Origin of the sequence: Chitinimonas koreensis (genome assembly GCF_014353015.1) — a bacterium.
Lineage (GTDB): Bacteria > Pseudomonadota > Gammaproteobacteria > Burkholderiales > Chitinimonadaceae > Chitinimonas > Chitinimonas koreensis.
Genome location: NZ_CP060704.1, coordinates 2,966,303 through 2,987,057, shown reverse-complemented (window position 1 = coordinate 2,987,057; position 20,755 = coordinate 2,966,303). Strand labels below are relative to the sequence as shown.

Here is a 20,755-nt window from a genome sequence, read left to right as displayed (position 1 = left end):
TTGGATCAGGGTCGGGAGGCACGATATTGCAATGCAACAAATGCTTACAAATTATAAAAACAATGTTCTAAATCATTAAATGGAATAAATGATGGGTGTGAGGTGTGAGGTGTGAGGTGTGAGGTGTGAGGTGTGAGGTGTGAGGTGTGAGGTGTGAGGTGTGAGGTGTGAGGTGTGAGGTGTGAGGTGTGAGGTGTGAGGTGTGAGGTGTGAGGTGTGAGGTGCGAGGTGCGAGGTGCGAGGTGCGAGGTGCGAGGTGCGAGGTGCGAGGTGCGAGGTGCGAGGTGCGAGGTGCGAGGTGCGAGGTGCGAGGTGCGAGGTGCGAGGTGCGAGGTGCGAGGTGCGAGGTGCGAGGTGTGAGGTGTGAGGTGTGAGGTGTGAGGCGTGAGGCGTGAGGCGGATGAACCCCACCTCGCGCGATAAATAGACGCGGCCCACCCTCTCCCTTCGGGAGAGGGCAGGGTGAGGGAGCGCCGGTCGAGCAATTGCTGTCGGTCATGGCGTCCTTCCTGCGGTGGCTCCTGCATCTTCGACCGGCATGCGTTCCCACCTGCCAGGCACCACCCAGGCACCCGTCCAAGGCAAGAACCACCGTACGCCTCACCGGTCCCAGCCACCCGAGCGTCGCAAATGCGCCCCGAACCGAGGTCGCCGAGACGCTCGCCGACGCGGGCGGCTAGAATGCTCGCCCTTTCACGCCTCGCCGTCCGCCGCGCGCGGACTTTCGCCGTCACCCCGATGTCGCCTGCCCATTCCCATTCGCTGCGTGTCCGCCTGGTCTGGCTGCGCCGCCGCTGCCTGCGCATCCTGCACTGGCATGGCCGCGCGCTGGTCTGGCTGGCGGCGCTGGCGATGCTGCTGTGGGCCGGCGGCGCGGCCTGGCTGCAGTGGTGGCTGTTCCCGCATCTCGAGGCCTACCGGCCGCGGCTGGTGGCCGAGCTCAGCGAGCGCGCCGGCCGGCCGGTCGGCCTGGAGCGGATCGAGGGCGGCTGGCGCGGCACCCGGCCCTACCTGTCGATGGGCGGGCTCAGCCTCTACGGCGACGACGGCCGGCCGGCGCTGACGCTGGCGCGCGCCGAGGCCACGCTGTCCTGGTGGCCGCTGCTGCTGGGCGAGCTGCGCTTCGACGCGCTGACCGCGCTCGACCCCGACCTCGAACTGACCCGCGATCCGGCCGGGGTGATCCGGCTGGCCGGCCTGCCGCTCAACCAGGGCGGCGGCCAGGGCTCGTTCGGCGACTGGATCCTGCGCCAGCACGACATCGCCATCGTCGGCGGCCGGCTGAGTTGGCGCGACGACCTGCGCGGCGCGCCGCCGCTGGTGCTCGACCGGGTCGACCTGAAGCTGGAAAACCACCTGTTCGGCTACCACACGCTGCGGCTGGCGGCCACGCCGCCGGCGGCGCTGGCGGCGCCCTTCGTGCTCGAGGCCGGCTGGCGCGGCGACGACCTGGCGCGCTTCGACGGCTGGCGCGGCACGCTCGAAGCGCAATTGGCCGAGGTCGACCTGGCCGCCTGGGGCCGCTGGCTGCCTTACCCGGTCGAGGTGCGGCGCGGCCGCGGCAGGCTGTCCTTCGAGCTGGCCTTCGACGGCCTGCGCCCGTCCGCGGTCGACAGCCGCTTCGACCTGCGCCAGGCCAGCCTGCGGCTGGCGCCCGAGCTGGCCTGGCTCGACGTCGACACGCTGAGCGGCCAGGGCCGCTGGTCCGACCGCGACGGCGAGCGCGAGCTGACGCTGAACGGCCTGCGCCTGAGCGCCGAGGGCGGCAAGCTGCTCGACGGCGGCCAGGCCAGCGTGAGCCTGCACCAGCGCGGCGGCGGCGAACTCGAACTGGCCGGCCTGACCTTGCCGGCACTGGCCGGCCTGCCGCCGGCCCTGCCCCTGCCGCCGCGCTGGCGGTCCATCTTGCAGGGCCTGGTGCCGGCCGGCCGCATCGACCGCGCCTCGCTGCGCTGGCAGGGCGACTGGCGCGATCCGGCCGCACCGAGCGGCCGCGCCGCCTTCACCGGCCTGGGGCTGGCCGCGCATGCGCCCTGGCCCGGCGTCGGGCCGCTCGACGGTACGCTCGATTTCGACGGCCAGGGCGGCCGGGTCGCGCTGCGCGGCCAGCGCGTGCAACTGGCGGCGGCCGAGCTGTTCGAGGCGCCGCTCGGTTTCGACCAGCTGCGGCTGGCCGCCGACTGGCGCCGTGCCGGCGCCGGCTGGAGCGTGAGCCTGCGCGACTTCTTCGTCCGCAACGCCGACCTGCAGGCCGGCGCCCAGGCGAAATGGGACTGGCCGGGCGAGGGCCTCGGCACGCTGTCGCTGCGCGCCGAGGTGGCGCGGCTGACCGCCGCCAAGGTGGCCGACTACCTGCCGGTGGTGCTGGGCCAGGACACCCGCGCCTGGCTGCGCCGCAGCCTGGTCGCCGGCGAGGCGCGCGACGCGCGCTTCGTGCTCGACGGCCCGCTGGCGGCCTTCCCGTTCGCCGACGGCCGCCAGGGCAGCTGGCGGGTCGACACCCGCGCGCGCGGCGTGACGCTGGCCTATGCCGACGGCTGGCCGGCGGTCGAACGGCTCGACGGCGAGGTCCGCATCCGCGGCAACCGGCTCGAGATCGGCGGCACCGGCCAGGTGCTCGGCACCCGCATCGAGCGCGCCGAGGCGCTGATCGAGGACCTGGCCCACAGCCGCGAGATCCGCATCGACGGCGCCGTCGCCGGCCCCAGCGCCGAATTCTTCCGCTTCATCGCCCACAGCCCGCTCGACGCCACGCTCGGCGGGCTGGGCCGCGACGCGCACGCCGCCGGCGACGGCAAGCTGGCGCTGCGGCTCGACATCCCGTTCGAGGACGCCGAGGCGACCCGCGTCGACGGCCGCTACCGCTTCGCCGCCAACCGGTTGCGCATCGGCGAGGCGATGCCCGACCTGGAGGCGCTGCGCGGCGAACTGCATTTCACCGAACGCGGCGCCGACGCCAGCGGCATCGCCGGCCAGATGCTCGGCGGCCCGCTGCACGTCGACATCGCCACCGGCGCCGACCACGCGCTGCGCATCGACGCCAGCGGCCGCGCCGACGCCGGTCTGGCCATGCGGCGCTACGGCCTGCCGCTGGCCGAGCGCGTCACCGGCCAGACCGACTACCGCGCCCGCGTCGACGTCCCGGCCAAGGGCTGGAAGCTGGCGGTCGAGGCGCCGCTGCGCGAGGTGCGCATCGACCTGCCGGCGCCGCTGGGCAAGCCGGCGGGCGAAGTGCGGCCGCTGCAGCTGGCGCTGGAGGCGGACGAGGCGAGCGAGCGCTGGCGGGTATCGGTCGGCGCCGGCGGCGCCGCCAGCCTCGGCGCCGACCTGCGCCGCGCCGCGGCCGGCAAGGACTGGCGGCTCGAGCGCGGCGAGATCCACCTCGGCGCCGGCCAGCCCAATGCCGCCAACCGCGGCCTGTGGCTGACCGCCACGCTGCCCGAACTGGCGCTCGATCCCTGGCTGGCGGTGTTCGACGACGGGGCCGTCACCGATGCGGCCGGCGGTTCCGCCGCCCCGGCGAACCCGCTCGACGGCATCGAACTGCGTACCGGCCGCCTGCTGGCCGCCGGCAAGCAGCTCGACGACGTCGCGCTGCGCGCGGTGCCGCAGCCGCAGGGCGCCTGGCAGCTCACCGCCAGCAGCCGCCAGGTCGAGGGCCGCGGCAACTGGGCGCCGCAGGGCCGTGGCCGCTTCTATGCGCGGCTCGACCGGCTGGTGCTGCCGCTGCCCGAGGCGCCGGGCGCCGCCGCATCGGCCGGCGCCACCTCGGCGGCGGGCGGCGAGCAGAGGCTGCCGGCGGTCGACCTGGTGGCTGACGACTTCCGCTTCCGCGACCACGCGCTGGGCAAGCTCGAGCTCAAGGCCCAGCCGCAGCGCGAGGGCTGGCAGATCGACAGCCTGGCGATCGCCAACCCCGACGGCCAGCTCGCCATGAGCGGCAGCTGGCGGCCCGGCGGCGAGGGCGGCAGCTCGCAGTTCAAGGTGCAGGTCGATTCGAGCGACATCGGCAAGCTGCTCGGCCGCTTCGGCTATGCCGAGACGGTGCGGCGCGGCAGCGGCAGCCTGCGCGGCGACCTGAGCTGGCAGGGCTCGCCGCTGAGCCCCGACTACCCGAGCCTGAGCGGCGCGCTGACGGTGAGTGCGCAGAACGGCCAGTTCGCCAAGGTCGAGCCCGGCGTCGGCCGGCTGCTCGGCGTGCTGAGCCTGCAGGCGCTGCCGCGGCGGATGACGTTGGATTTCCGCGACGTCTTCAGCGAGGGTTTTGCCTTCGACCGTATCGAGGGCGATAGTAAAATCGTGCGTGGCGTGATCTCGACCGACAACCTGACGGTGGCCGGCCCGGCGGCGCAGGTGCTGTTCCGCGGCGAGGCCGACATCGGCCGCGAGACGCAGAAGATCCGCGTCCGCATCGTGCCGGTGGTCGGCGACGGCGTGGCGCTCGGCGCCGGCGTGGCGCTGGCCAATCCGGTGGTCGGCGTGGGAGCCTTCCTGCTGCAGCGCGTGCTGAAGGATCCGCTGGGCCGCCTGATCGCCTACGAGTACGACGTCACCGGCGGCTGGGCCGACCCGCAGGTCGCCCGCGTCGGCGCCCGGCCGGCGCAGCCGCAGGCCCAGGTCCAGGCCAAGCCGCGCTAGTTTCCGCAACGCGATCGCCGCTGCCGCGGCGCATCGAATTCCAAGGAGTCCCGCCATGTCCACCCGCGCCCATACCAGCCAGCAGGCCGCCGTGCGTGCCGCCACTTCGGGCGGCCTGCGCATCGCCGCCGTGCAGATGGCGTCCGGGCCCTCGGTGGCAGCCAACCTGGCCGAGGCCGAGGTGCTGATCAAGATGGCCGCCAAGCAGGGCGCCCGCCTGGTCGCGCTGCCCGAATACTTCGCCATCATGGGCCTGAAGGACGTCGACAAGGTCGCCGTGCGCGAGCGCGAGGGCGAGGGCCCGATCCAGACCTTCCTGTCGCGCCTGGCCGCCAAGCTCGGCATCTGGATCATCGGCGGCTCGGTGCCGCTGTGGTGCGACGATCCGGCCAAGGTCAAGAACAGCACGCTGGTGTTCGACGACCAGGGCCGGCTGGCGGCGCGCTACGACAAGATCCACCTGTTCGGCTTCGAGATGAACGGCGAGAAGTACCGCGAGGAGAACACCATCGAGGCCGGCCGCGACATCGTGGTGTTCGATTCGCCGTTCGGCCGGGTCGGCCTGGCGATCTGCTACGACCTGCGCTTCCCCGAGATGTTTCGGCGCATGCAGCCGGTCGACCTGATCGTGGTGCCGGCCGCCTTCACCGAGACCACCGGCCGCGCCCACTGGGAGACCCTGGTGCGCGCCCGCGCGATCGAGAACCTCGCCTACGTGGTGGCCAGCGCCCAGGGCGGCTTCCACCGCAACGGCCGCGAGACCCACGGCGACAGCATGATCGTCGACCCCTGGGGCATCGTGCTCGACCGCCTGCCGCGCGGCTCGGGCGTGGTGGTGGCCGACATCGACAACGACTACAAGGCGCGCCTGCGGCAGAGCCTGCCGGCGCTCGACCACCGCGTGCTGGCCTGACGCCGGGGCGCGGCCGCTGAACCTCGCCCGGCCGCGCCGCTCGAACCCTCATCCCCCACTCATCCGCACCGCCCCGACCGGGCGGCGCAGCTACGGACCCATCATGAACGCTCCGCTTCCCTCGGCGCTCGCCGCGGCCGACCAGTACCTGCTGGCCCCCTACGGGCTCGACGATGCCGCGCTCGACCAGGTGTTCGCCGACATCCTCGCCCGCGACGTCGACTACGCCGACCTCTACTTCCAGTACAGCCGCACCGAGGGCTGGAGCCTGGAGGAGGGCATCGTCAAGTCGGGTAGCTTCAACATCGACCAGGGCGTCGGCGTGCGGGTGGTCAGCGGCGAGAAGACCGCCTTCGCCTACTCGGACGACATCAGCCTGGCCGCGCTGCGCTCGGCCGCCCAGGCCACCCGCGCGATCGGCCGCCAGGGCGGCTCGGGCCGGGTGCAGGCGGTGCGCAGCACCGTGGCGCACAGCCTGTATCCGGGCATCGACCCGCTGGCCAGCCTGGCGGAGGCCGACAAGGTGGCGCTGCTCGAGGGCGTCGAGCGCTATGCGCGCACGCTCGACCCGCGGGTGATCCAGGTGATGGCCAGCCTGGCCGGCGAGTACGACGTGATGCTGGTGGCGCGCCACGACGGCCATCGCGCCGCCGACGTGCGGCCGCTGGTGCGGGTCGGCGTGCAGGTGATCGTCGAGCAGAACGGCCGGCGCGAGTCGGCCCATGTCGGCGGCGGCGGCCGCTTCGATTATGCGTATTTCACCGTCGAGCGGCTGCAGGAGTACGCGCGCGAGGCGGTGCGGCAGGCGCTGGTCAACCTCGAGGCGCGGCCGGCGCCGGCCGGCGAGATGCCGGTGGTGCTCGGCAGCGGCTGGCCCGGCATCCTGCTGCACGAGGCGATCGGTCACGGCCTCGAAGGCGATTTCAACCGCAAGGGCAGCTCGGCCTTCGCCGGCCTGGTCGGCCAGCGGGTGGCCGCCAAGGGGGTCACGGTGGTCGACGACGGCACCATCCCCGACCGGCGCGGCTCGCTCAATGTCGACGACGAGGGCAATCCGACCCAGCGCACCGTGCTGATCGAGGACGGCGTGCTGCAAGGCTATCTGCAGGACAGCCTCAACGCGCGGCTGATGAAGGTGGCGCCGACCGGCAACGGCCGCCGCGAGAGCTATGCCCATATCCCGATGCCGCGCATGACCAATACCGTGATGATGGGCGGCACGGCCGAGCCCGAGGAGATCATCGCCTCGATCAAGCGCGGGCTGTACGCGGTCAACTTCGGCGGCGGCCAGGTCGACATCACCAGCGGCAAGTTCGTGTTCTCGGCCAGCGAGGCCTACTGGGTCGAGGACGGCAAGATCCAGTACCCGGTGCGCGGCGCCACGCTGATCGGCAACGGCCCCGACGTGCTGACGCGGGTCGGCCTGATCGGCAACGACCTGAAGCTCGACCCGGGCGTCGGCACCTGCGGCAAGGAAGGCCAGAGCGTGCCGGTCGGCGTCGGCCAGCCGACGGTGCGGATCGACGGCGGGCTGACGGTGGGCGGGACCGCCTGAGGTATCCGAAGCCTGCACGGTGCGGCCATTCATCCTGTGGGACGCAGGATGGGCGAGCTTGTAGGAGCGGCTTCAGCCGCGAATGGCGGATGACGACCGGCGCCATTCGCAGCTGAAGCCGCTCCTACGGATATGGCTGCCAAGTCGGCGTTCGATCGACCCTGAACGCCGGCAGCCGACGAACGGCGACTGTGGTATGCCGACGACATGTCCGGTCGCAAGGCGGCCTGTTTGCTCGAACCGGCCCGGCGAGCCGGTTGTGGCGCCGCAACATCGGGGTTTGCCGCAGTCTTGCTAGCGCTCGCGCGATCCGGATACTCGGCAACTATTGCGCCGCACCATCGATCAAGACACTACAAGCGCACGCGCAAACGCCCGGCCAGAACCGGGCGAGGAGACGACACGGCCCGATGCTCGCCAAGGAGTCGCCATGTCCGCCCATACCGATCTGCCCCCCTTCGTCGGCCTGCTGAGCCGAGCCGACCTGCCCGCCATGCGGGCCCACCTGCTGCGGCTCGACGCCGCCGACCGTGTCCAGCGCTTCGCCCAGCCGGCCGAGGACGCGGTGATCGAGCGCTACCTCGAGCGGCTCGATTTCGGCCGCGACGCCTTCTACGGCGTCCACGCCACGGTCGACGGCGAACGCCGCCTGATCGGCCTGACCCAGCTGGCGGTCGAGCCCGGCGGCCGCATCGCCGAGATCGGCGTCAGCGTCGACGCCGACCGCCGCCGCCAGGGCGTGGCCGGCCGCATGCTGGCGCGTGCCGTGCTGCATGCGCGCAACCTCGGCGTGGCCGAGGTGGTGATGTACTTCCTGCCCTACAACACGGAATTGATCGAACTGGCGCGCGCGCTCGGCATGAAGCTCGGCGTCGGCGACGGCCAGGGCATCGCTCGGCTGGCGCCGGCGGCGCCCGATGCGGCGAGCTTCGCTTGCGAGATGGTGGAGAACTGGGCGCCGCGGCGGAACGCGGCCTGCGCGGCTGGTCGGAGGGCGCGCTGGCGGCGAGCCAGGGCCTGGCGCATGCATTGCGCGGCGACGCCGCCGCGCCGGAGGCGGGCCGCGATCAGCTTGCCTGAGCCACGGCCCGTCCGTCGTCCGTTCGGGGCCGGCGCTTATTCCTCGGCCAGCGCGTTGATCTTCTTGGCGTATTCGTTGAATTCGTTGATCGCGGCGTTGGCGGCGTCGGTCGCGGCCTGGATCACGGCCTGCTGGTCGGCGATGTACTTCTTCATGCAGTCGCCGTATTCCTTGTTCTTCTTGTTGAAGACCTTCTGCTGGTTGTCGCTGGCCATCCGGCCCGGATGCTCGGGGCGGTGCAGCCGTGCTTGGCCGGTTCGGCGGCTGCGGCGGTGCCGGCCAGCAGCAGGGCGGCGGCGAGGAGGGCGATGCGTGCCATGGTGCGTCCTTTCGGGTGAAGAGGCCGCGAGTGTGGCGATATGTTGACGTATGCGTCAATTGCCCGCCGCGCCGCTACTGTGGGTGAGTAGTATTACTACTGCTTATTTCTTCTTGTGCAGCGCTTCGAACTGGGCGTTGTAAGCGTCGAGCTCGGCCTTGGCGGCGCCGCCGACTTCGATCGCCGCCTTGCCGGTGGCGATGGCCGCCCTGGCCGTGGCCTTGGCCTGTTCGGCGATGGCGCTCTGGGCGTCGATGATGGCGTTCTGGGCGGCGATGAAGTCGTTGATGCAGTCGCCATAAGCCTTGTAGCTGGCGTTGAAGGCATCGGCCTCGGCCTTTTTGGCGCCTTCCTTCAGCATGGGCGGCTGGGTGCAGCCGTGCTTGGCCGGTTCGGCAGCGAGGGCGCCTGCGCTGAGCAGGGCGGCGAGAAGGACGAGGGTACGCATGGGTGTGGTCTCTCTATTTGTAGTTTGACAACGAAATGTCGCCGCCCGCGAGTGTGGCGACAAACGCTCGCCAGCGTCAATCGCTGCGCGCGCCGGTGGCTTGGCGCTATAGTGTCGGCCGGCCAAGAATCCCCCAGGAGACGACGTGAGCGAGCAACTCCACTACGAGCGCATCGGGCATACCGCGCTCGTCACCATCCAGAATCCCCCGCCAATACCTGGACCGAGGACAGCCTGCCGGCGCTGAAGGCGCTGGTCGAGTCGCTCGACGCCGACCGCGAGATCTATGCGCTGGTGTTGACCGGCCAGGGCCCCAAGTTCTTCAGCGCCGGCGCCGACCTCAACGTGTTCGCCGACGGCGACAAGGCGCGCGCGCGCCGCATGATCACTTACTTCGGCCAGGCCTTCGAGACGCTGGCGCGCTTCCGCGGCGTCAGCATCGCCGCGATCAACGGCTACGCCATGGGCGGCGGGCTCGAGGCCGCGATGGCCTGCGACATCCGCATCGCCGAGGAGCACGCGGTGATGGCGCTGCCCGAGGCCAGCGTCGGCCTGTTGCCCGGCGGCCTCGGCACCCAGCACCTGCCCTGGCTGATCGGCGAGGGCTGGGCCAAGCGCATGATCCTGTGCGGCGAGCGCATCGATGCGCCGACCGCGCTGCGCATCGGCCTGGTCGAGGAAGTGGTGCCGGCCGGCACCGCCCGCGACAAGGCGCTGGCGCTGGCCGAGAAGGTGGCCAAGCAGAGCCCGTCGTCGGTGGCGGCCTGCAAGCAGCTGATCCAGGCGGCGCGCAGCCAGCCGATGTGGTCGGCGCTGCCGCTTGAACGCGAGAAGTTCGTCGATCTGTTCGATACCGAAGACCAGCGCGAGGGCGTCGCCGCCTTCCTCGAGAAGCGCGCGCCGAGCTGGAAGAACCGTTGATCCGCACCGCGGCGCCATCGCGAGGAACGCCATGACCCAATCCGTCCTGTTCGCGCTGCACCCGGCCGCCGGCGGCCGCCAGGTCGCGGTCGCCACGCTCAATGCCGAGAAGTCGCTCAACGCGCTGTCGCTCGACATGATCCGGCTGTTGGCGCCGCAGCTGGCGGCCTGGCGCGACGACCCGGCTGTCGCCTGCGTGCTGCTGTGCGGCGCCGGCGAGAAGGCGTTCTGCGCCGGCGGCGACGTGGTGACGCTGTACCACGCCATCCGCGACCGCGACTACGCCGTCACCGACGCCTTCTTCGCCGAGGAATACGCGCTCGACTACGCGATCCATACCTATCCCAAGCCGATCCTGGCCTGGGGCCAAGGCATCGTGATGGGCGGCGGGCTCGGCCTGATGGCGGGCGCCAGCCACCGGGTGGCGACCGAGCGCACCCGCATCGCCATGCCCGAGATCACCATCGGCCTGTATCCGGACGTCGGTGGCTCGTGGTTCCTCAACCGGTTGCCGGGCCGGCTCGGCATCTACCTGGGCCTGACCGGCGCCAGCCTCAACGCGGCCGATGCGCGCTACCTGGGCCTGGCCGACTTCGTGCTGCCGTCCGCCTTGCGCGGCGGCCTGCTCGAGGGCCTGGCGGGCCTGGCCTGGCACGGCGAGGGCGAGGCCGACAAGCGCCTGCTGTCGAGCCATCTGCGCGAGCTGTCGCGCGCCACGGTGCCGGAACTGGCGCCTTCGCCGGTACGCGCGCACTTCGACGCGATCCAGTCGCTGACCGATTACGACAGCCTCGACGAGATGGTCGCCGCCATCAGCCATTACGAAGGCAGCGACGACTGGCTGCGCAGCGGCGCGCAGAAGCTGGCGGCCGGCTCGCCGACCTCGATGCGGCTGATCGTCGAGGCGCAGCGGCGGGCGCGCCAGCTGTCGCTGCGCGAGGTGTTCGAGATGGAGCTGACGCTGTCGCGCCAGTGCTGCCGCCACCCCGATTTCGCCGAGGGCGTGCGCGCGCTGCTGGTGGACAAGGATGGCGCGCCGCGCTGGACGCCGGCCACGCTGGCCGAGGTCTCGCCGGAACTGATCGACGGCTTTTTCGCGGCGCCGTGAGCAGCGCTGCCGCAACCGGAAATTTCAGGCAGGGCGGCCGCTGGCCGTTTGCAAGCATGCACGAGCAGCTGAAGCCGCGAATGGCCGGCAGCGCACTGCAGCCATTCGCGGCTGAAGCCGCTCCTACATCGACCCAGGTGGCCGTGGCCCGTGCAGGTCGGACTTCAGTCCGGCTGCGACCTCGTAGGTCGGGCTTTACGCCCGACAGCGCCGCCGATCGAGATCGCTGTCGGGCATGAAGCCCGGCCTACATAAAGCTGCCCGCGATCCTGAGCGCGTTCCTCTCTCCGCTTCCCCTAGCGCACCACCATATTGAGCACGCCCTCCGGCGCCGGCCGCGACGGCGGCAGCATGATGCCGCGCTGGCAGGCCGGCCGTGCCGCCATGCGCGCCATCCAGGCCTGCAGGTGATCCAGCCCGTCGATCGGAATGCCGCTCCAGTCGTGGCCGCGCACCCAGGGCCAGGTCGCGATGTCGGCGATGCTGTATTCGTCGGCCAGGTAGTCGCGCTGCGCCAGCCGGCCGTCCAGCACCTCGAACAGGCGGCGGCCTTCCTTCTGGTAGCGCGCGATCGCCAGCGGGATCTTCTCCGGCAGGTAGCGGTAGAACACGTTGGCCTGGCCCATCATCGGTCCCACCCCGCCCATCTGGAACATCAGCCACTGGATCGCCTGCGAGCGCAGCTTGGGGTCGCTCGGCAGCAGCCGGCCGCTGCGTTCGGCCAGGTAGAGCAGGATGGCGCCCGATTCGAACACCGCGAAGCCGTCGTTGTCGTGGTCGACGATGGCCGGGATGCGGCCGTTGGGATTGATGGCGAGGAATTCCGGCCGCTTCTGCTCGAGCGCGGCCAGGTCGAGCGCGATCAGCCGGTAGGGCAGGCCGAGCTCCTCCAGCGCAATGCTGATCTTGAAGCCGTTGGGCGTGGCGGCGGTGTAGAGGTCGATCATGGGCGCTCCGGGGGCAGTGAATCAGCGACGGTTCTCCCGGCGGGCGCCGGGTAGGCATGGAAGCCGTCGAAATCGGCCTTGCCGATCGGCACGCCGTGCCGGCGCAGGATCGCGTAGGCGGCGGTCAGGTGGAAGACGAAGTTCGGCAGCGCGTAATGCAGCAGGAAGACCGCGGCCGGCAGCGTGAGCGCGGCCTCGCCGGCCTGGCTGACGATCATGCTGTCCTCGGCGACGAAGCGCTCGGGCGGCAGGGCGGCCAGGAAGGCGTCGACCTGGGCGATGCGCGCGCGCAGCGCCGGGCCGTCGGCCGCGAGCGGGCCGTAGTCCGGCTTGGCGATGCCGGCTAGCGCGGCGGCGCTGCGCAGCGCGAAGTCGGCGGTGGTCCGGACCTGGGCATGGAAGGGCAGCATGTCGTCGGCCAGCCGCGCCTGCCAGAGTTCGGCCGGCGGCAGGCCGTGCGCCGCGGCATGGGTTTCGGCCTGGTCGAGCAGGGCGGCGAGCCGGGCGAGATAGCGGCGGAACACCGGGACGGCGGCGGCGTGGAGCGTGGGCATGGGCGGTAAGCCGGGCAGAGGAGACGGCTGCATTGTGCGGCTGCGGGGGCAGATTGATAATCGTGCGCCGGATTCATTCAGTTTCAATATCCATTTGAAAGCCGCGAGAACCCGCCCATGACTCCCAAAGGCTACAGCCTGGCCGATCTCCAGCTGTTCCTGCGCGCTGCCGACAGCGGCAGCTTCAGTACCGCGGCGCGCCAGCTGCTGATCACCCCGGCGGCCGCCAGCGCCGCGATCAAGCGGCTGGAGGCGGCGCTGCAGGTGCGCCTGTTCGAGCGCTCGACGCGCGCGCTGCGGCTGACGCCCGAAGGCGAGCAGTTCCGCGACAGCTGCGAGCAGGCCTTCGCCGCGCTGGCCGACGGCGAGGCGCGCATCGCAGCCGGCCGCGGCCTCTCGGGCGACGTCCACCTGGCCGCGCCGTCCGACCTGGCGCGCACCGTGCTGTCGCCCTGGCTCGACGAATTCCTGCGCCTGCATCCGGCGGTGCGGCTGGTGCTGCACGTGTCCGACGGCCTGCACGATCTGCTGCGCGACAAGGTCGACCTGGCGCTGCGCTACGGCGCGCTGCAGGACGCCCGGCTGGTGGCGCGCCGGCTGTACCAGGCGCGCCAGCTGGTCTGCGCCGCGCCGGCCTACCTGGCGGCGCGCGGCGAGCCGCGGACCCCGCAGGAGCTGGCGCGGCACAACTGCCTGAGCTTCTACAGCGGTGGCCGCCAGCGCACGGCATGGACGTTCTACGAGGGCAAGAAGGCGATCGCGGTGCCGATCCGCGGCGACCGCTGCGCCGACGACAGCGCGCTGGTGCGGCAATGGGCGGTCGAGGGCGCCGGCATCGTCTGCAAGTCGGCGCTCGACCTGGCCGACGATCTGCGGCAGGGCCGGCTGGTGGCGCTGCTGGCTGGCTATCGCTGCGAGGCGGCGCCGCTCAATGCGGTCTATCTCGGCAGCAAGTACCTGCCGCAGCGGGTGCGCGGGCTGCTGGATTTCCTGGTGGGGAAGTTCGAGGCGGTGGCGGCGGGGGAATAGCTTGCCGCCATGCGCTTGTGTCGATCATGTACTGCTGGCAGGCGCGCAGCCGTGATGTGGGGGGCAAAGAGGCGCTGTGGGTGAGTGATGTGCAGTGGTTTCAACTGCAGCCCTCACCGATCCTTCGGATCATCTTTCCACCAGGCTGAGGCGACCTGAACTGCCGCCAAACCCAGACAACTCAGGATGGCCACCCGCGTGGATAGGACCGCCTCAGCGCCGCGCCCCTAGATACTCCGCCAGCGCCGCCGTCTGCGCCTCGCGCCACGCCACGCACAGCCGCACCGTCTCCAGCGTCTGCGTCAGCGTCTTCGGGCCGCCCTCATAGCGATCGGCGCGCGGGCCGAACACCCGTTCGAATGCATCGGCCTCGTCGCGGCTGCAGGCGCGGTCCAGGTCGCGCGGCAGGCCGCCGGGGCCGTTGCGGTCCAGCCGGCCGGCCAGCGCGTCGTAATGCGTTTCGATGAAGCGCAGGCTGCCCTGCCGCAGCGCCTCGTTGGCGTTCTGGCTGCGCATGAACGGCCGCCGCACCTCGCGGATGTCGTGCGCAGGGTCGAGCAGCAGTCCGCGCGCGGCCTCGGCCAGTTTGGGCGCGCGGAAGTTGCCGAGCGCGCCGTACAGGTCGGTGCGTTCCTGCCGGTTGTCGCTGCGCCGGGCCGCGTCGCGCATGGCCTCGAACAGCTTGCGGTCGCCGTCGAGCGCGGCCACGCGCAGCATCACCGGCCGCACCGAAGCGTCGATGGTGCGGCGCGACTTGAGCCAGGTCCGGGTCAGCCGCCGCGCTTCCTCGCGCAGCTGGATGTCGCCGCCATGCTCGGCCACCGGCTCGAGCAGGCGCACGCGCAGCAGCCGCGCATCGTCGCTCTCGCCGGGCTGCACCGCCCAGCCCAGCGCATGGGCCTGGCGGCCGAAGGCGCGCTGCCACAGCATGGCGTAGCCGGGCCGCAGCTCGGGCGTCACCAGCGGGCGCAGCCGCAGCAGGATCTCGGCGGCCGCCTCGACCACCTCGCGGCGCGGATGGCCGGCGTACTGCTCGGCCAGCGCCAGCGCGTCGGCCAGCGGCAGGTCGCCCGATTCGGTCAGCGCGGCGGCGTCGTCGAGGCCGGCCAGGATCTCGTTCACCGTCGGCTTGCCGTCGCGCATCAGCCGCTGCAACTGGCCCGGCGCATAGACCGGCCGGTAATAGCCGCTGCCGCCGGCGTTGGCCTGCACCCAGGCCGGGCAGCTCGCATCGGGCAGGGCCAGCTCGCCGGTCCTGTCGGTCAGCAGCAGGCGGGCGGTGCCGGCCGGCGTACGCACGCTGAGCGGGACCTGCCAGCGCGCATCGGCGGGAGCGGTCGAGCCGCGCGGCAGGAAGCGCGACTGGCTCAGCTTGAGCGTCGGCTTGCCGGCGCACGACAATTCGACCGCCACGCGCGGGATGCCGATCTGCTCGGTGAAGGTCCTGAAGGCGACGGCCAGCGCCGGCTCCTCGGCGCCCAGCGCGGCCAGGAAGTCGTCGCCGGTGGCGTTGCCCCAGGCGTGGCGCGCCATGTAGCGGCGCACGCCGGCACGGAAGCGCTCGGGGCCGAGCCAGGTCTCGAACATCGCCAGCACCGCCTGGCCCTTCTGGTAAGTGATGTGGTCGAAGGCGCCGCCGAGGTCGTGGTTGACCAGCACCGGCTGGTGGATGCGGCGGGTCGACTGCAGCCGGTCGATCCACATCGCCTCGCGGCGGGCGTTCAGCACGCTGCTGTCCCAGCCCCATTCGGGCATCGTCTGGTCGGTGATCTTGTCGCCCATCCAGGAAGCGAAGGCTTCGTTGAGCCACAGGTCATCCCACCAGGCCATGGTCACGTAGTTGCCGAACCACTGGTGCGACAGCTCGTGGGCGGCCACCGCCACGTAGTCGCGGCGGAACTTGCCGGTTTCCTCGCCGGGCTTGGCCATGATCAGGTTGGAGGCATAGGTGATCAGGCCGGCGTTCTCCATCGCGCCGAAGTTGACCGTCACCGGCAGCACCAGGCTGTCGAGCTTCTCGTAGGGATAGGGCATGCCGAAATAGGCTTCCAGCCGCTCGACGATGCGGGGCGTGATGCCGGCGGCGAACTGCGCCTCGGCGGCGCGGCCGCGCGGGGTGATGTAGCGCAGCGCGGTGTTGCCGACGCGGCCGCCGTCGAGCACGTCGAACGGGCCGACGCCGAAGGCCAGCAGGTAGCTCGGCATCGGCTGGCTGGTCTTGAAGTCGACGCGCTTCTTGCCGCCGGCCTGCGGCGTCTCGTGCTCGACCGGGGTGTTGGCGACCGCGGTCAGCTTGGCCGGCACGGTCAGCGACAGGGTCCACGGCACCTTCCAGCCCGGTTCGTCGAAGCCGGGGAAGGCCATCCGCGCGCCGGTCGATTCGAACTGGGTGAAGGCGTACCAGTCGCCGCCTTCCTTCTGGCGGAACAGGCCGTAGACGTCCTTGTCCTGCAGCTTGCCCTCGAAGCGCAGCTTGAGCGTGCCGCGGCCGGTCGGCAGCGGCTCGGCGAAGCGCAGTTCGAGCAGGTCGTCGTCGAGCTGCCGGGTCTGCGCCGGCAGCGTGCGGCCGCCGGCCTCGAGCAGGGCCGAGCGGATCGCCAGGTCGGTGGCGTTGAGCCGCAGCGTGGCGGAAGGCTGGCGCACCTCGACGTCGATGGCGACATCGCCGCGATGGCGCGGCTTGGCCGGATCGAATTCGAGCGAGAGCCGGTAGGCGAGCGGCGTCGCCACGTCGGGCAGGCGCATCGGTTCGGGTTTGCCGCTGCCGGCCAGCGCGGGTAGCGCCAGCAGGCCCAGCACGACAAGGCGGATCAGCCGGTTCATGCGAGGTCCTGGTTCGAGTGGCCCGGGGATGGCCGGGCGGGCTGCGACTATAGCAAAGCAGGACCGGCGGCGACGGCCGGCGGCGGCCGATTTGGCTGCAATCGACGCGAAGGCGGAGATGTGGACGTTATCGCACGTTGCAGGCGCGCAACCGGCGGCGGCCGGTGCCGCTCAGCCCGCGATCGGCCGGGCCAGGTGGCCGCCGTAGTCCGGCACCCGCCGCACGTAGCCGGCCGCCATCAGCGGCGAGGACACCAGGAAGTCGGCGGTGGCGCGGTTGCAGGCCATCGGGATGTTCCACACCACCGCCATGCGCAGCAGCGCCTTGACGTCGGGATCGTGCGGCTGCGGTTCGAGCGGGTCCCAGAAGAACACCAGGAAGTCGATCTCGCCCTCGACGATGCGGGCGCCGATCTGCTGGTCGCCGCCGAGCGGGCCGCTCTGGAAGCGCTCGACCGCGACGCCGAGCTCGGCCTCGAGCAGCCGGCCGGTGGTGCCGGTGGCGCACAGCCGGTGGCCGGCCAATTGGTCGCGGTGGGTGCGCGCCCAGTCGAGCAGGTCGGCCTTCTTGTTGTCGTGGGCGACCAGGGCCAGGCGCTTGCCGGGCTGCATCGCGATCTCGGTGTATTGCATGGTGGCCATCCAGGTTTCGGGCAGTGCTTGGGCGGGAGGCCATGGTAGGGCCGGCCTGCGCTGTAGGCAAAAGCGTGCCGCTACCTGTCGCGGCGAGCGGGCGGGAACGGTTTCCGGCGGTCGCAATCCGGCGCCTGCCTCGCTTTGCCGGGCATTCCGGCGGCGCGCCCGATCGGCGTCGCTGCCGGAATGAATTCCGGGCTGCGAGGGCGTGGCGGGTCGCCGCTACCCGCCCGGCGCGGCTTCGCACAGCCAGCGCCGCATGGCGGGGAACACCGGGCCGTCGTCGTGCGGGCGGGCCGGATCGGCGGTGAGGCCGAGCCAGGCCAGCATCGGCACGCCGACCCCGCCGCCGTCGCGGAAGGCCTGCAGCAGCATGTCCGCTTCGCCCTTGTAGCCGTCGCGGTGGAACACCCATTCGGGCGCCAGGCCGAGGTGGACCAGCGCGGCCCAGGACCAGGCGATGGCGGCCATCTCGTAGCCGCCGTCGGCGCCGACGTCGTGCTGCGCCGCGGCGCGGACCTCCGGCGCCAGCACCGCCAGGTGGCCGGCCTCGTGCAGCAGGTCGCCCGGGTGGGCAAGCCGGGCCGGGTCGTAGCACAGCCGGCCGTCGATCACGTCGACGCCGGGCAGGAAGGTCGGACCGGTCAGCTCGGTGCGGCGCAGCGGCAGGCCGATGCCGGCCAGGAAGCCGGCGATGAGCGCCAGCACGGCGGCGCGCTCGGCTGAGTCGGCGCCGGGCATGGCGGCGAGCGAGGGCGCGGGACGATCGGGCAGGGCTTCGGCGAGGTTCAAGATTGCTTTCCTGCCGCGCCGGCCGTCAGCCGGTTGCATTCGATCTCGTCGAGTTCGTCGCCGTGGCGCGCCGCCCAGTCGCACAGCTGGGCCAGCGGCTCGGCCACGGTCCGGCCCAGCGGCGTCAGCGTGCATTCGACCTGCGGCGGCGTGCCGGGCACGCTGGCGCGGGTCAGCAGGCCGTCGCGCTCCAGCTCGCGCAGCCGCTGCGTCAGCATGGTCTTGGAGATGCCGGGCAGGCAGCGCTGCAGCTGGCTGGCGCGCAGGGTGCCGGCGCGCAACGCGCACAGCAGCAGCGGGGCCCACTTGGCGTTGAGCAGCATGACGATGCGGCGCTCGGCGCAGTCTTCGTCGTAGATCGGCGGGCGGGCGGCGGGTGGAGGGCGGGCGGGGTGGTGGAGGGCATGTTTGAGAAGGAGTGAAAGGTGAAACGTGAAAGGTGAAACGTGAAACGTGGAGCAGCCGCTGCGCGGCGGTGATTTCGAGTGCGGCAACGCCGCACACGTTTCACGTTTCACCCGACGCCGCGCAGCGGCGAGTCACGTTTCACGGCCGTTCAGACCTCGAAGCGCACGCCCTGGGCCAGCGGCAGCGCATCGCCGTAGTTGACGGTGTTGGTGGCGCGCCGCATGTAGTTCTTCCAGGCGTCCGAACCCGATTCGCGGCCTCCGCCGGTGTCCTTCTCGCCACCGAAGGCGCCGCCGATCTCGGCGCCGCTGGTGCCGATGTTGACGTTGGCGATGCCGCAGTCCGAGCCGGCCGGGCCGAGGAAGGCCTCGGCCTCGCGCAGGCTGTCGGTGAAGATCGCGCTGCTCAGGCCCTGGCTCACGCCGTTGTTGAGGTCGATCGCGTCGAGCAGCTCGCTGTAGGGCATCACGTAGAGGATGGGCGCGAAGGTCTCCTCGCGCACCACGTCGATATTGCCGGGCACCCGCACCAGCGCCGGCCGCACGTAGTAGCCCTGGTCGAGGAAGGCCTGGCGCGGATCGTCGCCGGCCGCCAGCCGTTCGCCGCCGGTGACCAGCCGGCCGCCCTGCTGTTCGGCCGCCTGCAGCGCCTGCTGCATGGCCCAGTAGGCTTCGGCGTCGATCAGCGGGCCGACCAGCGTGCCCTCGTCGCCGGGATTGCCGACCGGCAGGCTGTCGAAGGCCTGCGCCAGCCGCGCGGTCAGGGGCTCGATCAGGCTCTCGTGCACGATCAGCCGGCGCAGGCTGGTGCAGCGCTGGCCGGCGGTGCCGGCGGCCGAGAACACGATGGCGCGCAGCGCGAGTTCCAGGTCGGCGCTCGGGCTGACCACCATCGCGTTGTTGCCGCCCAGTTCGAGCAGGCTGCGGCCCAGCCGCGCCGCCACCGCCTGCGCCACCGCGCGGCCCATGCGGGTCGAGCCGGTGGCCGATACCAGCGGCAGGGAAGGGTGGGCGGCGATGCGCTCGCCGGCCTCGCGCTCGCCGAGCACCAGCTGGCAGACCTGGGCCGGCACCGCCTCGCCCATCTCGTCGATCGCCTCCTCGATCACCCGCTGCACCGCGATCGCGCACAGCGGCGTCTTCTCGCTCGGCTTCCACACCACCGCGTCGCCGCACACCAGCGCCAGCATGGCGTTCCAGGCCCATACCGCGACCGGGAAGTTGAACGCGCTGATCACGCCGACCGCGCCGAGCGGGTGCCACTGCTCCATCATCCGGTGCGCCGGCCGCTCGCAGGCCAAGGTGAGGCCGTGCAACTGGCGCGACAGGCCGACCGCGAAATCGCAGATGTCGATCCATTCCTGCACCTCGCCCTCGGCCTCGCTGGCGATCTTGCCGGCCTCGAGCGTGACCAGGCTGGCCAGCGCGACCTTGCGCTGGCGCACCTTGTCGCCGATGCGGCGGACCAGCTCGCCGCGCAGCGGCGCCGGTACGCTGCGCCACTTGAGGAAGGCGCCGTGGGCGGCCTCGACCGCGTGGTTGACCAGGCCGGCGGTGGCGGGCGCATAGCGGCCGAGCGGGCGGCCGTCGATCGGCGAGCAGATCTCGCGCGGCTCGGCGTCGGCGTAGTGGGCGGCGCCGGCCACCAGCGCCGAGGGCCACAGCGGCTCGGCGGCGAGGTCGGACAGGTGCAGGTCGGCGATCAGGTCGAGCGGCAGGCTCATGCGGGTCTCTCTGGAGGGCTGGATCGGACGCTCGCTGCGGGGCCGGCCGGCGCCACGATCCGATGAGCCGAGCATAGTCGGTCGGGCCGGCCTTCTCCAGTTCCGATCTTGTCCACGTCAGCCGTGAGTAAGCTTGTGGGCCGGCTGTGGATAAGCCGGGCAAGTACTTGAGCGGCCGGCGCGCGGGCTGGCCTGCCGCAAAATTGGGCAGCGGCGGCGCCAGGCCGGCATCGCGGGCCCCGAGCCCGGCATTCCGCCGCGGTGCGGGCCTATCATTCGGCAACCGATCGCCCACTGGAATCGCCATGTGCCGCAACATCAAGACGCTGTTCAACTTCGAGCCGCCCGCCACCCGGCAGGAAATCCACGATGCATCGCTGCAATTCGTGCGCAAGCTCAGCGGCTTCACCCATCCGTCGAAGGCGAACGAGGCGGCGTTCGAACGCGCGGTGCAGGACATCGCGGCCTCGGCCGAGGCCCTGATCGGCTCGCTGGTCACCAGCGCCAGGTCGCGTACGCGCGAGGAGGAGACCGCGAAGGCGAAGGAGCGCTCGGCGCTGCGCTTCCGGCGCGTCGGCAACCAGGGCTGACGGCCCTCGGGGCCCTCGGAGAAGCGGCGCAAGGTGACGATGCCGCTCGGCGCCGAGATCTGCGCATTGAACGACCGAGGCCACTACTCTTCGGCCCGGGCGTTGATGGGGCACGCTCCTTAAGTTCGGGACTTACTCCTTTGACCATGGTCCCTGCGCGCGCGATCACACGCTTCCACCGCGCGCGGGGGAGGTGGGCCGGAGGGCCGGATGAGGGCCGGTTCATCGAACCACTGCCCATCGCTTTCCCCGCTTCTGCGTAGCGGAAGC

The 20,755-nt window shown here is 71.6% G+C and carries 17 protein-coding genes and 1 pseudogene; 8 read left to right on the top strand and 10 right to left on the bottom strand.

What is annotated here, in order from left to right:
- Positions 1-738 precede the first annotated feature (738 nt).
- The 4 genes and pseudogenes from H9L41_RS12485 to H9L41_RS26170 all read left to right on the top strand — a co-directional run.
- On the top strand, positions 739-4,638 hold the full coding sequence (locus H9L41_RS12485) for a YhdP family protein (RefSeq protein WP_028447009.1): 3,900 nt from the start codon (positions 739-741) through the stop codon (positions 4,636-4,638).
- A gap of 55 nt (positions 4,639-4,693) precedes the next feature.
- On the top strand, positions 4,694-5,551 hold the full coding sequence (locus H9L41_RS12480; protein WP_028447010.1) for a carbon-nitrogen hydrolase family protein: 858 nt from the start codon (positions 4,694-4,696) through the stop codon (positions 5,549-5,551).
- Positions 5,552-5,654: 103 nt separating this feature from the next.
- A complete protein-coding gene (tldD, locus tag H9L41_RS12475; RefSeq protein WP_028447011.1) occupies positions 5,655-7,106 on the top strand; it encodes a metalloprotease TldD in 1,452 nt (483 codons plus the stop codon).
- A 430-nt stretch (positions 7,107-7,536) separates the two neighbouring features.
- A pseudogene (locus tag H9L41_RS26170) lies at positions 7,537-7,911 on the top strand (GNAT family N-acetyltransferase); the annotation flags it as partial.
- A gap of 14 nt (positions 7,912-7,925) precedes the next feature.
- Here H9L41_RS26170 and H9L41_RS24775 read toward each other — a convergent pair.
- From H9L41_RS24775 to H9L41_RS12465, 3 genes are all read right to left on the bottom strand, one after another.
- The gene (locus H9L41_RS24775) at positions 7,926-8,132 is read right to left on the bottom strand and encodes a hypothetical protein (RefSeq protein WP_265583760.1); all 207 of its coding nucleotides are present in this window, start codon (positions 8,130-8,132) and stop codon (positions 7,926-7,928) included.
- A gap of 90 nt (positions 8,133-8,222) precedes the next feature.
- Positions 8,223-8,402: a hypothetical protein gene (locus tag H9L41_RS24770; RefSeq protein ID WP_265583759.1), complete on the bottom strand. Its 180-nt coding sequence runs from the start codon at positions 8,400-8,402 to the stop codon at positions 8,223-8,225.
- Between the two features lie 207 nt (positions 8,403-8,609).
- Positions 8,610-8,954, bottom strand: coding sequence for a hypothetical protein (locus H9L41_RS12465; RefSeq protein ID WP_034607427.1), 345 nt, complete (start codon positions 8,952-8,954; stop codon positions 8,610-8,612).
- Between the two features lie 111 nt (positions 8,955-9,065).
- Between H9L41_RS12465 and H9L41_RS12460 the strand changes: the two genes are divergently transcribed.
- Together H9L41_RS12460 and H9L41_RS12455 are read left to right on the top strand one after the other, a co-directional pair.
- Positions 9,066-9,875, top strand: coding sequence for an enoyl-CoA hydratase (locus H9L41_RS12460; RefSeq protein ID WP_308419505.1), 810 nt, complete (start codon positions 9,066-9,068; stop codon positions 9,873-9,875).
- Between the two features lie 31 nt (positions 9,876-9,906).
- Complete coding sequence (locus H9L41_RS12455) at positions 9,907-10,983, top strand: enoyl-CoA hydratase/isomerase family protein (RefSeq protein WP_028447014.1); 1,077 nt, start codon at positions 9,907-9,909, stop codon at positions 10,981-10,983.
- A gap of 296 nt (positions 10,984-11,279) precedes the next feature.
- Here H9L41_RS12455 and H9L41_RS12450 read toward each other — a convergent pair whose 3' ends face one another.
- Positions 11,280-11,930, bottom strand: coding sequence for a glutathione S-transferase family protein (locus tag H9L41_RS12450; RefSeq protein ID WP_028447015.1), 651 nt, complete (start codon positions 11,928-11,930; stop codon positions 11,280-11,282).
- Positions 11,927-12,484, bottom strand: a complete 558-nt coding sequence (locus H9L41_RS12445) for a DUF1993 domain-containing protein (protein WP_051319197.1) — start codon at positions 12,482-12,484, stop codon at positions 11,927-11,929. The genes H9L41_RS12450 and H9L41_RS12445 overlap by 4 nt, the downstream gene beginning before the upstream one ends.
- A 117-nt stretch (positions 12,485-12,601) precedes the next feature.
- Between H9L41_RS12445 and H9L41_RS12440 the strand changes: the two genes are divergently transcribed.
- On the top strand, positions 12,602-13,513 hold the full coding sequence (locus tag H9L41_RS12440; protein WP_028447016.1) for a LysR family transcriptional regulator: 912 nt from the start codon (positions 12,602-12,604) through the stop codon (positions 13,511-13,513).
- Positions 13,514-13,726: 213 nt separating this feature from the next.
- Here H9L41_RS12440 and H9L41_RS12435 read toward each other — a convergent pair whose 3' ends face one another.
- The 5 genes from H9L41_RS12435 to amaB all read right to left on the bottom strand — a co-directional run bounded on the left by H9L41_RS12435 (position 13,727) and on the right by amaB (position 19,895).
- On the bottom strand, positions 13,727-16,336 hold the full coding sequence (locus tag H9L41_RS12435; protein WP_051319198.1) for a M1 family metallopeptidase: 2,610 nt from the start codon (positions 16,334-16,336) through the stop codon (positions 13,727-13,729).
- Between the two features lie 171 nt (positions 16,337-16,507).
- Entirely contained in the window at positions 16,508-16,978 is a 471-nt protein-coding gene (locus tag H9L41_RS12430; RefSeq protein WP_028447017.1) for a methylglyoxal synthase, read from the bottom strand.
- 216 nt (positions 16,979-17,194) lie between these two features.
- Positions 17,195-17,764, bottom strand: coding sequence for a hypothetical protein (locus tag H9L41_RS12425; protein ID WP_187523377.1), 570 nt, complete (start codon positions 17,762-17,764; stop codon positions 17,195-17,197).
- A complete protein-coding gene (locus H9L41_RS12420; RefSeq protein ID WP_187523376.1) occupies positions 17,761-18,087 on the bottom strand; it encodes a winged helix-turn-helix transcriptional regulator in 327 nt (108 codons plus the stop codon). Before H9L41_RS12420 ends, H9L41_RS12425 begins: the two co-directional genes overlap by 4 nt.
- 233 nt (positions 18,088-18,320) lie before the next feature.
- On the bottom strand, positions 18,321-19,895 hold the full coding sequence (amaB, locus tag H9L41_RS12415) for an L-piperidine-6-carboxylate dehydrogenase (RefSeq protein WP_028447020.1): 1,575 nt from the start codon (positions 19,893-19,895) through the stop codon (positions 18,321-18,323).
- Positions 19,896-20,200: 305 nt separating this feature from the next.
- Between amaB and H9L41_RS12410 the strand changes: the two genes are divergently transcribed.
- Positions 20,201-20,485: a DUF2277 domain-containing protein gene (locus H9L41_RS12410; protein ID WP_028447021.1), complete on the top strand. Its 285-nt coding sequence runs from the start codon at positions 20,201-20,203 to the stop codon at positions 20,483-20,485.
- Positions 20,486-20,755: the final 270 nt, after the last annotated feature.

Excerpts from the sequence above, each read along its gene's own strand:
- H9L41_RS12410 (WP_028447021.1), top strand. The coding sequence starts at position 20,201 with ATGTGCCGCAACATCAAGACGCTGTTCAACTTCGAGCCGCCCGCCACC.
- amaB (WP_028447020.1), bottom strand. The coding sequence starts at position 19,895 with ATGAGCCTGCCGCTCGACCTGATCGCCGACCTGCACCTGTCCGACCTC.
- H9L41_RS12465 (WP_034607427.1), bottom strand. The coding sequence starts at position 8,954 with ATGCGTACCCTCGTCCTTCTCGCCGCCCTGCTCAGCGCAGGCGCCCTC.
- tldD (WP_028447011.1), top strand. The coding sequence starts at position 5,655 with ATGAACGCTCCGCTTCCCTCGGCGCTCGCCGCGGCCGACCAGTACCTG.
- H9L41_RS12430 (WP_028447017.1), bottom strand. The coding sequence starts at position 16,978 with ATGGCCACCATGCAATACACCGAGATCGCGATGCAGCCCGGCAAGCGC.
- H9L41_RS12420 (WP_187523376.1), bottom strand. The coding sequence starts at position 18,087 with ATGCTGCTCAACGCCAAGTGGGCCCCGCTGCTGCTGTGCGCGTTGCGC.
- H9L41_RS24775 (WP_265583760.1), bottom strand. The coding sequence starts at position 8,132 with ATGCGCCAGGCCCTGGCTCGCCGCCAGCGCGCCCTCCGACCAGCCGCG.
- H9L41_RS24770 (WP_265583759.1), bottom strand. The coding sequence starts at position 8,402 with ATGGCCAGCGACAACCAGCAGAAGGTCTTCAACAAGAAGAACAAGGAA.
- H9L41_RS12455 (WP_028447014.1), top strand. The coding sequence starts at position 9,907 with ATGACCCAATCCGTCCTGTTCGCGCTGCACCCGGCCGCCGGCGGCCGC.
- H9L41_RS12445 (WP_051319197.1), bottom strand. The coding sequence starts at position 12,484 with ATGCCCACGCTCCACGCCGCCGCCGTCCCGGTGTTCCGCCGCTATCTC.
- H9L41_RS12480 (WP_028447010.1), top strand. The coding sequence starts at position 4,694 with ATGTCCACCCGCGCCCATACCAGCCAGCAGGCCGCCGTGCGTGCCGCC.
- H9L41_RS12450 (WP_028447015.1), bottom strand. The coding sequence starts at position 11,930 with ATGATCGACCTCTACACCGCCGCCACGCCCAACGGCTTCAAGATCAGC.
- H9L41_RS12440 (WP_028447016.1), top strand. The coding sequence starts at position 12,602 with ATGACTCCCAAAGGCTACAGCCTGGCCGATCTCCAGCTGTTCCTGCGC.
- H9L41_RS12435 (WP_051319198.1), bottom strand. The coding sequence starts at position 16,336 with ATGAACCGGCTGATCCGCCTTGTCGTGCTGGGCCTGCTGGCGCTACCC.
- H9L41_RS12485 (WP_028447009.1), top strand. The coding sequence starts at position 739 with ATGTCGCCTGCCCATTCCCATTCGCTGCGTGTCCGCCTGGTCTGGCTG.